Source organism: Pseudomonas silesiensis (assembly GCF_001661075.1).
Classification (GTDB): domain Bacteria; phylum Pseudomonadota; class Gammaproteobacteria; order Pseudomonadales; family Pseudomonadaceae; genus Aquipseudomonas; species Aquipseudomonas silesiensis.
This window is the reverse complement of record NZ_CP014870.1, coordinates 5,375,284-5,388,128: the sequence shown is the minus strand read 5'-3', so window position 1 is coordinate 5,388,128 and position 12,845 is coordinate 5,375,284. Positions and strand designations below refer to the sequence as shown.

The window sequence follows — 12,845 nt, the reverse complement described above, 5'->3', positions numbered from 1 at the left end:
ATCGTGTTTCAGGCCGCCGGTTTCGTCTGGTGTATGGGTAACTCAACCCTGAACGTGGTCCCTGCGCCCACCTCGCTACGCACCGAAATCTCCCCCCGGTGCTTCTTCACGATGCCATAGGACAGCGACAAACCCAGCCCCGTCCCCTGGCCCACCGGTTTGGTGGTGAAGAACGGGTCGAAGATTTTCTGCAGAGTTTGCGGCGCGATGCCGGCGCCGGTGTCTTGCACCTCGATCCACACCTTTTCAACTTCATTCCCGGTGCGCAGGGTGAGGGTGCCGCGTTCGGGGCCGATGGCCTGGGAGGCGTTGACGATCAGGTTCATGATCACCTGGTTGATCTGCGAAGGCAGGCATTCGATGTCGGGCAGCTCCTGATATTCCTTGATCACATCGGCCTTGTACTTGAGTTCGTTGGCGACGATGTTCAGCGTCGATTCGATGCCCTGTTGCAGGTTGACCCACTGCCATTCCTGATTGGAGTCCACGCGGGAGAAATCCTTGAGGTCCTTGACGATCTGCCCGACCCGGTTGATGCCGTCCTTGGATTCCTTGATCAACAACGGAATGTCGTCGCGCAGGAACTCCAGTTCGACCCGTTCGCGCAGCTGTTGCAAACATTCGACCAGCTCGCTGGAGCCGATCGCTTTTTCAGCATCCCGATAGGCGTCGAGCATTTCCTGCAACTGCTTGAAGTAGCCATCGAGGGTGCCAAGGTTGGAAGAAATGAAGCCGATGGGATTGTTGATTTCATGGGCGACGCCCGCCGCAAGTTGCCCCAGTGAAGCAAGTTTTTCCGATTGCACCAGCTGCGATTCAAGCTGTTTGCGTTCGTCGATTTCCCGCTGCAGCTCAACGCTGGTTTCCGTGAGCTGCCGGGTTCGGCGTTCGACCATCTGCGCCAGTTGGTCGACCTGCATACTGGCCCGTTCGGTCATGTCCCATTTGGTCAGCAGGGTGTTGGCCATCTGCTGCACTTCAATATTGTCGAACGGTTTTTTCAGAATCAGCAAGCGATCATGGGCCTGCAAGCGATCGAGCAGCTCATCCCAGGAATAATCGGAATAGGCGGTGCACACCACCACTTGCAGGCGCGGGTCGTGCTGCCATAAATGTTCGATGGTCTGCGCGCCATCCCAGCCTTCGGGCATGCGCATGTCGACGAAGGCCAGGGCGTAAGGACGGTCTTGCTGCATCGCCCATTTGAGCTTGCCCAACCCTTCCTGCCCGCCATACGCCGAGTCCAGCTCGAACAGGGCGCTGGCGGTTTTTATTTCACTGCCGAACAGCGCCGCTTCCATCTCGTCCAGTTCGCCGGTCAGTACCGGTGCCGGCATGAGTATCTTGCGAAAATCCACATGGATGGACGGTGTATCGTCGATCAGCAGAATGCGCCGGTTTGAACGCTCGCTCATGCAGGCTCCGGGACGGTTTTAAGCGGGATCTGCAAGGTGAACAGCGCGCCCTTGCCCGGGCCGTCACTATGGGCGGTGAGGTGACCGTTCATCTCGATCGCGGCCAGGGCGCAGCTGTGCAGGCCGAAGCCATGACCTTCCTTGCGGGTGGTGAAACCGTGGGCAAAGATGCGCGTCATGTTCTCTTCGGCGATGCCTTCGCCATCGTCCTTGACGCTGACTTGCAGGATCGAATCCTCGATTATTTTCACCCCGAGGGTCATTTGCCGCGGGCGATTGCCCAGATCGGACATGGCGTACTTGGCGTTGCTGATCAGGTTGATCAGGATCAGCAGCAGCCGGTGCTTGTCGCCCATGACCTGCGGCACCTCGCTGTACTCCTTGATCACCTTGACGTGATGCCGGGTCAAGGCGCCTGCATTCATGCGCAGGGCGTCTTCGAGCAATTCGCTGATGTGCAGCGGTTCCATCAGGTTGTTGGCGCCGGCATAGGATTGCTGGGTGGCGACGATGTCCTTGATGTGGTCGACGCTTTTGCTCAGCTGCGCCAGTTCCTCGGTCATGCCTTGTTGTTCCAGGGCAATCGCGTCCACCAGTTGATTGAGGTAGCCGGGCAGCAATTTACCTTTCTCGTCCTGGGTGAGAAAGGTACCGAGGTCGCCTGGATGCCCGTTGATCAATTGCATGGCCTTGCCCAGGCCCTGGGCCTTGCTGGCGCGCAGTTTGCGGCTGACCAGGTCGGCGGAAATATTCACGCTGTTGAGCACGTTGCCGACGTTGTGCAACACGTTGGTGGCGATTTCGGCCATGCCGGCCTGGCGCGCGGTGTCGAGCAGTTCGCTTTGGGTGTCCTTGAGTTCGCGGGTGCGCTCTTCCACCCGCAATTCAAGATCGTCGTTGGCGGTTTGCAGGGCATTGTTGACGCGCTGGATCACCGTGAAACTGCGCATCAGGTGAATGGCCAGGTACACCAGCAACAGCACCAGCAGGACTGAAAACACCAGCATGTAGAAGTGATAGCGCTGGTCGACCGCGTCGGCCCGCTGCTGGTCCGTGTTCAGCAGGTTGGTAATGTCGTCCAGGCGTTCTGACACCGGAATGGCTTCGATATTCTGCAGCAGCCGATTGACCACCGGTTGCTCGCGCAGGATCAGGGAAATGTGATTGCTCAGAACATCGATCGGACTGTGGAACTGTTCAGGCAGACGTTCTTTATTGACCGCCAGTTTGCTCAGCCCGAGCAGGATGTCGGCCGCCTTGTCGTCGGAGGTGACCTGGGCGAACTCCAGGCTGCTCAGCAACAAATCGTAGGTGTCGGTGGCGATGTTCTGCAGTTGCAGCTTGTCGCCGTCCACCATCTGCGCCAGCTGTTCCTGTATGTCGTCCTCGGCAGTGGGCAGGAAGGCCAGGGAGTTGCGCAGCACCGCGTTGTGCGATTTGAACTGCTCCACCAGCCGGGTCTTTTCCTGGAGGGTTTTCTGGTAGGCATCATGGCTGGCACGCCAGGTGGGCGAGTCGTTGCGGCCGTGGCTGGATTCCATCGTATCGAACCGTTGCCACAGGTCAGTCATCTCGGTCAGCGGCGTGACGAGCGGGTCGTAGTTGTGGCTGATGGCGATCCTGGCCTTGAGGATCTCGGTTTCCCACTGGGCATTCAACTGTTTGATCCGCCCGATCAGGTCCCGGGACTCGGCGTAGGTGGTGGTCTGGTTCGAGTTGGACTTGAGGTACAGGAACAGCAGCGTCGAGGCCAGCATCACGGCGACGATGCCCAACAGCGCCAGGTTGCGGCGGTGAGAGATCCTCATAAGGGTTTGCCTCCCCATTCACCGGTCAGGGTCTTGAGGAATTTGATGATCAGGGTTTTATCCTCGGAGGAAGGAATACGCCCGAGCTGGAACTTGAACATCACGTCCACCGCGTCTTCGAGGGTTCTGGCCGAGCCATCGTGAAAGTACGGTGCGGTCACGGCGACGTTGCGCAGGCTGGGCACCTTGAACACGTTGCGATCCTCCTCGTCCCGGGTCACCAGATATCGCCCCAGATCGGACTCCACCGCCAGGCCCCGAAACTGAAAGTAATCGCCCATCACCCCGAACTTCTGGAACATGTTGCCGCCGATGTTCACCCCTTGATGACAGGCGATGCAGCCGTATTCCTTGAAGCGCTGGTAACCGTATTTCTCCTCCCTGGTAAGAATATCGGTATCGCCCAGCAGGTATTGGTCGAAGCGTGAGTTGCTGCTGAGCAGCGTGCGTTCGTAGGTGGCCAGGGCGTTTTGCACATTGGTCATGGTCACGCCGTCCGGGTAGGCGTTGGCGAATGAGGCTTGATAAGCCGGATCGGCGGACAGCGTCTGCACCACGTGCTGCCAGTTGCTGCCCATTTCGCTGGGGCTCTGCACCACTTCGTGGATCTGGGCTTCGAGGGTGTCGGCCCGACCGTTCCAGAATTGCCTGAAATTCAGGCTGGCGTTGAATACGCTGGGGGTGTTGATCGCCACCGGAAGACCGGCGAAGCCGATGGAAAATGCCAGCTTGTCGGCACCGCCGTTGTCCAGTTGGTGGCAGCTTGCACAGGATATCGAGCCGTTGACCGACAGGCGTGGTTCGTTGAACAACTGACGCCCGAGTTCGACCCGCAGCGGGTTCTGTTTGGGCGCCGCCGGCAATGGTTTGAGCGGTTCATCCAAAGGGGCGGCACCGGCGCTCAGACAGAGCCCGAACAACGGCACCAGAATCAGGCGGTGAAAGAAGGGCGACATCTGATGATTCCTTGGCCTGAGGCCTGAGTGTCTTTGCGCATCGTTCACGTGGCGACGGATGAGGAGGGCTGCACCGACCGCAGGTACCGGACGAATGCCTCCGGCTCCACGGCTTTGCTGAAGTAGTAACCCTGGCCTTCCTCGCATTGATGGGCCTTGAGAAAATCCAGCTGTTGCAGGGTTTCGACCCCTTCGGCAATGATGGTCAGCTTGAGGCTGCGGCCCAGGCTGATGATGGCGCTGACCAGCGCGGCGTCATTGCTGTCGCTGCCCAGGCTGCGAATGAACGATTGATCGATTTTCAGCACGTCGACGGGAAAACGCCGCAAGTAACTCAGGCTGGAATAACCGGTACCGAAGTCATCGATGGCCAGTCGCACCCCCAATGCCTTGATCCGGTTCAGGGCGGTGACGGTGGCATCGATGTTTTGCATCAGCACCCCTTCGGTGATTTCCAGCTCGAGCAAGGCCGGGTCCAGACCGGTGTCCTTGAGTATCTGCTCGATGCCGTCGACAAAGTCCCATTGGCGAAAATCGATGGCCGATACGTTCACCGACATGCAGATCTTCGGCAGCCCGGCCGCCTGCCACGCACAGGCTTGTCGACAGGCCTGGGCCAATACCCATTTGCTCAACGGGACGATCAGGCCGCTGTCTTCGGCCACCCCGATAAAATCCGAGGGGTAGACGCAGCCATGCCCCGGTTTATGCCAGCGGATCAAGGCCTCGGCGCCGACCACCTGACCGCTGCGCAAGTCCAGTTTGGGTTGGTAATGCAGGACAAATTCGTTGCGCTCCAGCGCCAGGCGAATACCGGTCTCGATGCTTTGCTGGTCCCGGGCCCGCTGGTTCATTTCGTCGATGAAAAAACTGAAGTCGTTCGGGCCGCTTTCCTTGACGTTGCGCATCGCGGTTTCGGCTTTCTTGATCAGCGAGATGGCATCGAAGCCGTCGTCGGGATAAACGCTGATACCCAGGCTGGCGGTGACGCTCAGATCGTGGCCGGCGATGTGCTGGGGCTCACGGATGGCCTTCAGGAGCTTTTCGGCGATGCCCTTGGTCTGCTGGGGGTGGCGGATGTCGGCGAGGATCACCACGAATTCGTCCGAGCCGTAGCGAAACACCGAATCGGACTCACGCACCGAGGCCAGCAGATTGCGCCCGACCTGCTTGAGCATCTGGTCACCGGCCGGATGGCCCAGGGCGTTGTTGATGCGTTTGAAGCGATCGAGCCCCAGAAACATCACCGCCAGTTGTTTGTCATTGCGCCGGGACAGCGCCAGTGACTGGTTCAAACGGTCACCCAGCAACGTACTGTTGGGCAGCTCGGTCAGGACGTCGTACTGCAACAGATGCGAAACCTTGAGCAGTTCGTGGACCCGGGCCTCGATGGTTTGCTCCAGGCTCAGGACTTTCATGGCCGCGTCCTGGGTCATCTGCCATTTCCAGGTCAGGGCACTGGCCATCTGCCGGATTTCCAGGCTGTCGAAGGGTTTTTTCAGCACCAGCAGTTGGTCGCCGAATTCCAGCCGCTCCGCCATGTCTTCCCAACTGTAATCGGAATAGGCGGTGCACAAGGCAATTTGCAGGTGCGGGTCGGCCTTCCACAGCTGTTCGATGGTCTCCAGGCCATCCCAGCCCGGTGGCATGCGCATGTCGATGAAGGCCATGGCATAAGGTCGACCTTCGGCCAGTGCGCACTGGACCCGTTCGAGTGCTTCCGAACCCTGGTAGGCCGAGTCGAGCTGAAACGACAGTCGATCTTGCTGCACGGTGCCGAACAGGGCTGCTTCGGTGCCGGCCAGGCTCTGATCATCTTCGCTTTGCGCGCCAAGGATCTTGCGAAAATCCTCATGAATCGAGGGCGTATCGTCGATGATCAGAATGCGCCGGTTGGTTCGCACAAAAGGGGTTTTCATCCTTTGTCCCCCGAGGAGCGTTGCGGATTGTCCAGCATCGGCCCGATATCATGGCTCGCGGGCGCGATGCTGCCTGCCTTCAGCAACTCGGCGGCCTGCTGGCTGCTGACGGCTTTGCTGAAGTAATGGCCCTGGGCGTTCATCGGCGAACCGGTGGCCATCAGCGAGCTGCGCTGCTCCTGGGTTTCGACGCCCTCGGCAATGATGCCGATCCCTACCTCCCGGGCGAAGTTGATGATGGCGCGCAAGGTGTTCGCGCTGGCCGGGTCGCGGGCCGCGGTGTCGATGAACGCCTGGGCCAGTTTCAGGTGATTGACCTGGTAGGTCTTGAGGTAGTCGAAGGAGGAATATTCGGTGCCGAAGTCGTCGATGGCGATCTTCACCCCCAGCTCACGCAGGCGTGGCAACACATCGTTATGGGTCCATTTGGTCTGGGCCAGCGTCGCTTCGGTGACGTCGAAGCGCAGGTCCCAGGGGCACAGTTCCCAGCGTGCGGTGGTGCGCAGCACGTCGTAGATCAATTCGGGACCGCTCTTGAGCTGGGCCAGGGACAGCTTGATTGCAACTACCGGAGGTGCCATGCCTTCGTCGCGCCACTGGCGCATTTGCCGGCAGGCACGATCGAGTACCCAGTGACCGAGGGCGACGATGGTGCCGGTCTTTTCCGCTGCGGGCAAAAACGCCGAAGCTTCCAGCAGTCCGCGCTCGGGGTGGTTCCAGCTGACCTGCGCTTCCATGCCGAGGATCCTGCCACTGCTCAGGTCCACTTCCGGCCAGTAATGCAGTTCAAGTTCCCCGTGTTCGATGGCGGCCCTCAAGTCGCTGGCGATGGCCATGCGTTCGACCACCTCCTGATTGATCTCCTCGGAGTGGAAGTGGTACTGGTTGCGCCCCTTTTCCTTGGAGCGATACAGCGCCATGTCGGCCTGGGTCAGCAGGCCGTCGGCGCTGGTGCTAGCGGGGCTGTAACTGCTGATGCCGATGCTGACCGAGACCCGCACATCATTGTCGGCCAGGGAGTAGGGCAGCACCAGCGCATCCCGGACCTTGGCGGCCAGCCCTGCGGATTGGGTCGGGTCACTGACATCCAGTTGCAGGATCGCGAACTCGTCACCGCCCAGGCGTGCGACCACATCGTTTTCCCGCACACAGGCCTTGATCCGGCGGGCGACCTCTTGCAGCAGCAGGTCGCCCACCGGGTGACCCAGGGAGTCGTTGATGCGTTTGAAGTGATCCAGGTCCAGGTAAAACATGGCAAAGGTGGCCGCGCCCCGTCGCGCGGCAGCGAACGCCTGGTGCAGCCGCTCGATCAGCGTCGCGCGGTTGGCCAGCCCGGTCAGCCCGTCGGTGCGGGCCAGCAGGGCGATTTTCTCCTCGGCCAGTTTGCGCTCGGTGATGTCGATGATGATGCCTTCGACTTCCAGCAAGCGGCCCTCATTGTCGCGCACCGGGATGTAGCGGTTTTCCACCCAGCGCCAGGCGCCATTGCCGGTGCGCATCCTGAATTCGATGGAGGCGCCTGCCGCATGGCGGTCGAGCACCCGGGCCATGGCGGTGTCGACCTTCGATTGATCGTCTGGATGGATCAGTTCCTGGGCCCAGTTGGCCGACGCCACAAGGGCTGCGGCGATGTGCCCGTATTTGGTGATGTTGTGGGAGATGTACATCAACGGAAACGACGGCTCGCCCCGCAACCGATACAGGATGGTCGGGCTGTTCTGCACGATGATATTGGCATCGGACAGCTCCCGGGTGCGTTCCTCGACGGCCTGCTCCAGCAGCGACATTTTCAATGCCGCGTCTTCGGTCATCTGCCATTTGGCGGTCAACGCGCTCGCCATCTGGCGGATTTCGATGGCATCGAAGGGTTTTTTCAGAATCAGCAAGCGATCGCCCAGCTCCAGGCGCTCGTCGATGTCTTCCCAGGAATAGTCGGAATAGGCGGTGCAGAGCGCCACTTGCAGCTTGGGATCGACTTGCCAGAGCCGTTCGATGGTCTCCAGCCCGTCCCAGCCCGGTGGCATGCGCATGTCGATGAAGGCCATGGCGTAGGGCAGGTCGTTGGCCAGTGCCGTCTCGACCTTGTCCAGTGCCTGCAGGCCCTGAAACGCCGAATCGAGGAGGAAACTTTGCAGTGAAATGGCCGCGGAGGTGCCGAACAGGGCCTGTTCGGCGCTGATCAGACTGTCGTCGTCTAACGAGGGCGGGCTGAGGATCTTCGCGAAGTCGGCATGAATCGAGGCGGTATCGTCGACGATCAGAATCCGCCGGTTGGTCCGCGCCAGCAATGAATTCATCGACATGCCCCGGGACCGGCGGCTTTAGGGTGGAGTGTGTTCATAGGGGGCATCCTTTCCCTGATCACCTGGCCGAACGTACAGATAATGGATCCGAGTCAGCTGAGCATAGACCTCTGTCCAGCACTTCGCGCGATTGAATGAACCGAATCATTTCCGGATCATGCGCAAAATCATCTAGCCTGAAGGTCAGGCTCCGACAATAGGGGATGTTTGTCCGGATCCTGGCCGCGATACAGTCGTTTCACTTGAGGTGACGCCATGGAAGAGCAACTCCCCACGCCACAGAACGATAAACCCAAGGTGCTGCTGGTCGATGATGAGGAGTCGATCCTCAACAGCCTGCGTCGCCTGTTGCGCGGCCAACCCTACGACGTGCTACTGGCCACCAGCGGTGCCCAGGCCTTGGAAATCATGGCGCAACAGCCCATCGACCTGGTGATGACCGATGCGCGCATGCCCAATATGGACGGCGCCACGCTGTTGGCCCATGTCCATCAGCGCTACCCCGACACCACCCGGATCATGCTGACCGGTTACGCCGATCCGTCGGTCATTATCAAAGCCATCAATGAGGGACAGATTCATCGTTACATCAGCAAACCCTGGCACGATGAGGACATGCTGCTGACGTTGCGACAATCCCTGGCCTACCAGCACTCCGAGCGTGAACGCTTGCGTCTGGTGCAGCAGGCGTGGGATCAGAACGAGCAATTGAAGCTGCTCAATGCCACCCTCGAGAAACACGTCGCCTCCCGGACCGCCGAGCTGCAGCAGACCGCGGACATGCTCGACCTGGCCTACGAAGAACTCAAGCACAGCTACGTCACCAGCACCGAGGTGTTCTCGCTACTGGCCAACCTGCGGCTGCCGCCGCCCAAACAAACCAACCGCCAGATCATCGAGCTGGTGCGGGTCTACTGCCAACGGCATCACCTGGATGAAGGCACCGGTCGTGACCTGACCATGGCCGCGGCGCTCTACAACATTGGCAAGCTGAGCTGGACCGACCGCATGATGACCGCGCCGGCGGACCTGCTGCATCACAACGATCGGGAGCGCTACCGCGGTTATCCGAAACAGAGCGAGTCGCTGTTGATGACGCTCGAGCCGATGAAGGATGCGGCGCGGCTCATTCTTCACCATCAGGAGCGCTGGGATGGCAACGGCTTTCCCGACCGGCTCAAGGGCGAGGCGATTCCGTTCGGTGCACGGCTGCTGAAACTGGCGGTGGATTTCATCGAGTTGCAGCGTGGGCTGATTCTCGAGCGGCAGATGAACAGCGATGAAGCACTGGTCTATATCCGCAATTATGCCGGGCGGCTCTATGATCCCGGGATGGTGGAGGATTTCATCCAGGTCTGTGCGGCGTACCTGAGCGATGTCTCGTTGGCCGATCCTTCGGTCAAGGTGCTGACCACCCGGGATGTGGCGGCGGGCATGATCCTGGCGCGCAATCTCAATGCCGACAATGGCATGTTGCTGCTCAATGCCGGCAAGGTGTTGAACGGGGCACTGGTGGAAAAGTTGATCGCTTTCGAAGCCATGGAAGGCGCGAAGTACGCTATTTTTGTGACGGTGCCTGAGGATCTGAACGGCGCAACTCTCGAGGCGGACAAGGTTGCCCCAGCCCTGCATTGACCCCCTGTAGGAGCGAGCTTGCTCGCGATGGTGGTGAACGATGACGCGCGCTGTCTGGATGAACGCGGCGCCCTTGCGTTCATCGTCGGAACGCCGCCCGGAGCAAGCTCGCTCCTACAGATGGGCAGCAGTGCTCTGCAGATGTTTTTCCGCGTGACGACGCCTCGGCCGTCATGTGATCCTTGCACCTTTTTACCCAAGGCCAGATCCGCCCCATGACCCTAGCCAGCGTCTCGCCCCGTCTCATCCGCATCGCCGCCGCCCTGTTGATCGGCCCCGACGGCCGCACCCTGCTGGTCCGCAAGCGCGGCACCGAAGCCTTCATGCAACCGGGCGGCAAGATCGAAGCCCATGAGCAACCGGTCCACGCCCTGGCCCGTGAACTGGATGAAGAGCTGGGCCTGGTCATCGATCCGGCGCACGCCACCTGGCTGGGGCAATTTTCGGCACCGGCCGCCAACGAGCCGGGTTTTGTCGTCCAGGCCGAACTCTTCCAGCTGACCATTGACTCAAACGTGTCCCCGGCGGCGGAGATCGAAGAGGTGCGCTGGATCGATCCGGCCACCGACGGCGAACTCATCCTGGCGCCATTGACACGGGACCTGATCCTGCCGTTTTATCGAGCCTCGCTGACCGCGATCGCCTGATCATTCACGCCAGGGAACTGCCATGATCCCGCTTCAAGACTTGCTGATTTTCGCCGCCGCCGCGTTGCTGATGGTGCTGACGCCGGGGCCGAACATGATTTACCTGATCTCCCGTTCGATCTGCCAGGGGCGCAAGGCCGGAGTGACGTCGTTGCTTGGCGTGGTTGCGGGATTCTTCGTGCACCTGTTCGCGGCAGCTGCCGGGTTGACCGCCGTGTTCCTCGCGGTGCCAATGGCTTACGAAGTGCTGAAGTGGGCCGGCGCGCTGTACCTGATGTGGCTGGCCTGGCAGGCGATCAAGCCCGGGGCGCGATCGCCCTTCGAGGCGCAGCAGTTGCCGCCGGATTCGTCGCGCAGACTGATTACCATGGGCTTTCTGACCAGCGCCCTGAATCCGAAGATCGCCGTGTTTTACCTGTCGGTGTTTCCGCAGTTCATTACGCCTGAGCATGGCTCGGTGTTTACCCAGAGCATTATCCTGGGCCTGACCCAGATCAGCGTCAGTTTCTGCGTCAACCTGCTTATCGCCCTGTTCGCGGCCGGCATTGCGTCATGGTTTGTGAATAACCCGACCTGGCTGGCGCTGCAGCGTTATTTCATGGGCTTCGTGCTATCCGCGTTGGCGGTGCGGCTGATGCTCGAGCAACGCAGGGTGGCTTGATCGTGTGGATTGAACGGCTGGATACCAGGCATGCCCTGGCTTATCGGGCACTGATGCTCGAAGCTTATGACCTGCATCCCCAGGCCTTTACCTCCACCGTGCGCGAGCGTGCGGTGATGCCGTTGGGCTGGTGGGAATCGCGCCTGACCGGCAAACTCGACGCGATGTTCGGCGCGTTCGAAGAGGGCGGTCTGGCGGGCATCGTCGGCCTGGCCTTCGAACCCAGGGAAAAGGCCCGGCACAAGGCGACATTGTTTGGCATGTATGTGTCCGGCAGCGCCCGCCGGCGCGGGTTGGGTTACAAGCTGGTCCAGGCGGCACTGACTGAAGCACAGGACCGTCAGGGCTTGAGGCTGGTCCAACTGACCGTGACCGCCGGCAACGGTGCGGCGATCAACCTGTACAAGCGTTGCGGCTTCATCCAGTTCGGCCTCGAACCGATGGCTGTGCGGGTAGGCGAGGTGTATTTCGACAAGCTCCACATGTGGCGCGAGATCTGAAACACCACCGACCCCTTGTAGGAGCGAGCTTGCTCCTACAGGGGAATCAGCGAACGGCGCTGACGCCATCCAGGGTCGAAAACGACGTGTCCTTGGCCGTCAGCAAAAAGTCGCGCATATACGGCGCATCCAGCATGTCGGCGCGAATCCCCGCATACAAGGTCGCGAACAACCCTTTCTCACCCAGGCGCTTGGCCTTCACATAACCCCGTGAGCTGTATTCATGCAGCGCCCAATGCGGCATGCCGCACACTCCGCGTCCGCTGGCCACCAGTTGCATCATCATCACCGTCAGTTCCGAGGTGCGGACCTGGGCCGGTTCGATGTCGGCCGGCTCGAGGAAGCGGGTGAAGATGTCCAGCCGGTCACGCTCCACCGGGTAGGTGATCAGGGTTTCCGTCACCAGATCTTCAGGAACGATGTAGGCCTTGCCCGCCAATCGGTGCTGGTTGGCGACCGCGAGCATCGCTTCATAGGTGAACAGCGGCACATAGGTGATCCCGGCCAGTTCCAGCGGATCGGAGGTCACTACCAGGTCCAGGTCGCCCCGGGCCAGGGCCGGCAGCGGGGCGAAGGAGAAGCCCGAGGCCAGGTCCAGTTCGACTTCCGGCCAGGCATCGCGGAACTGATCGATGGTCGGCATCAGCCACTGGAAGCAACTGTGGCACTCGATCGCCATGTGCAAGCGCCCGGCAGTGCCACCGGCCAGCCGCGCGATGTCGCGCTCGGCGCCACGCAATAGCGGCAGGGTGGCATCGGCCAACTGCAGCAGGCGCAATCCGGCGCTGGTGAAGCGCACCGGTTTGGTTTTGCGCACGAACAGCGGCATGCCCATGCGCTCCTCCAGCTCCTTGAACTGGTGGGACAGAGCCGACTGGGTCAGGTGCAGCCGATCGGCGGCATCGACCAGGCTGTCAGCTTCGCGCAAGGCATGCAGGGTCTTCAGGTGACGGATTTCAAGCACCGGGGGCTCCATGAGGAAAACTTGTGATCAACACGAA

10 protein-coding genes are annotated in these 12,845 nt (G+C 60.6%); 4 read left to right on the top strand and 6 right to left on the bottom strand.

Annotated elements, in window-relative coordinates:
• Positions 1-8: 8 nt before the first annotated feature.
• The 5 genes from PMA3_RS23930 to PMA3_RS23910 are packed head-to-tail and all read right to left on the bottom strand — an operon-like array spanning position 9 to position 8,401.
• Positions 9-1,415: an ATP-binding protein gene (locus tag PMA3_RS23930; protein WP_064679508.1), complete on the bottom strand. Its 1,407-nt coding sequence runs from the start codon at positions 1,413-1,415 to the stop codon at positions 9-11.
• Complete coding sequence (locus tag PMA3_RS23925; RefSeq protein WP_064679507.1) at positions 1,412-3,223, bottom strand: DAHL domain-containing protein; 1,812 nt, start codon at positions 3,221-3,223, stop codon at positions 1,412-1,414. Before PMA3_RS23925 ends, PMA3_RS23930 begins: the two co-directional genes overlap by 4 nt.
• On the bottom strand, positions 3,220-4,179 hold the full coding sequence (locus PMA3_RS23920) for a cytochrome-c peroxidase (protein WP_064679506.1): 960 nt from the start codon (positions 4,177-4,179) through the stop codon (positions 3,220-3,222). The genes PMA3_RS23925 and PMA3_RS23920 overlap by 4 nt, the downstream gene beginning before the upstream one ends.
• 44 nt (positions 4,180-4,223) lie before the next feature.
• The gene (locus tag PMA3_RS23915; RefSeq protein ID WP_064679505.1) at positions 4,224-6,098 is read right to left on the bottom strand and encodes a putative bifunctional diguanylate cyclase/phosphodiesterase; all 1,875 of its coding nucleotides are present in this window, start codon (positions 6,096-6,098) and stop codon (positions 4,224-4,226) included.
• The gene (locus PMA3_RS23910; RefSeq protein ID WP_064679504.1) at positions 6,095-8,401 is read right to left on the bottom strand and encodes a GGDEF/EAL domain-containing response regulator; all 2,307 of its coding nucleotides are present in this window, start codon (positions 8,399-8,401) and stop codon (positions 6,095-6,097) included. The genes PMA3_RS23915 and PMA3_RS23910 overlap by 4 nt, the downstream gene beginning before the upstream one ends.
• 255 nt (positions 8,402-8,656) lie before the next feature.
• On the opposite strand from PMA3_RS23910, the gene nosR reads away from it, so the two are divergent.
• The 4 genes from nosR to PMA3_RS23890 all read left to right on the top strand — a co-directional run bounded on the left by nosR (position 8,657) and on the right by PMA3_RS23890 (position 11,844).
• Positions 8,657-10,036: a response regulator c-di-GMP phosphodiesterase, NosR family gene (gene nosR / locus PMA3_RS23905; protein ID WP_064679503.1), complete on the top strand. Its 1,380-nt coding sequence runs from the start codon at positions 8,657-8,659 to the stop codon at positions 10,034-10,036.
• Positions 10,037-10,251: 215 nt separating this feature from the next.
• Positions 10,252-10,683, top strand: a complete 432-nt coding sequence (locus PMA3_RS23900) for an NUDIX hydrolase (protein ID WP_064679502.1) — start codon at positions 10,252-10,254, stop codon at positions 10,681-10,683.
• Positions 10,684-10,705: 22 nt separating this feature from the next.
• Positions 10,706-11,344, top strand: coding sequence for a LysE family translocator (locus PMA3_RS23895; protein ID WP_064679501.1), 639 nt, complete (start codon positions 10,706-10,708; stop codon positions 11,342-11,344).
• 2 nt (positions 11,345-11,346) lie between these two features.
• Positions 11,347-11,844 (top strand): GNAT family N-acetyltransferase, encoded by a 498-nt coding sequence (locus PMA3_RS23890; RefSeq protein ID WP_064680793.1) that lies wholly within the window; start codon positions 11,347-11,349, stop codon positions 11,842-11,844.
• A gap of 46 nt (positions 11,845-11,890) precedes the next feature.
• On the opposite strand, the gene metR is transcribed toward PMA3_RS23890, so the two are convergent.
• On the bottom strand, positions 11,891-12,808 hold the full coding sequence (metR, locus tag PMA3_RS23885) for a transcriptional regulator MetR (protein WP_064679500.1): 918 nt from the start codon (positions 12,806-12,808) through the stop codon (positions 11,891-11,893).
• Positions 12,809-12,845: the final 37 nt, after the last annotated feature.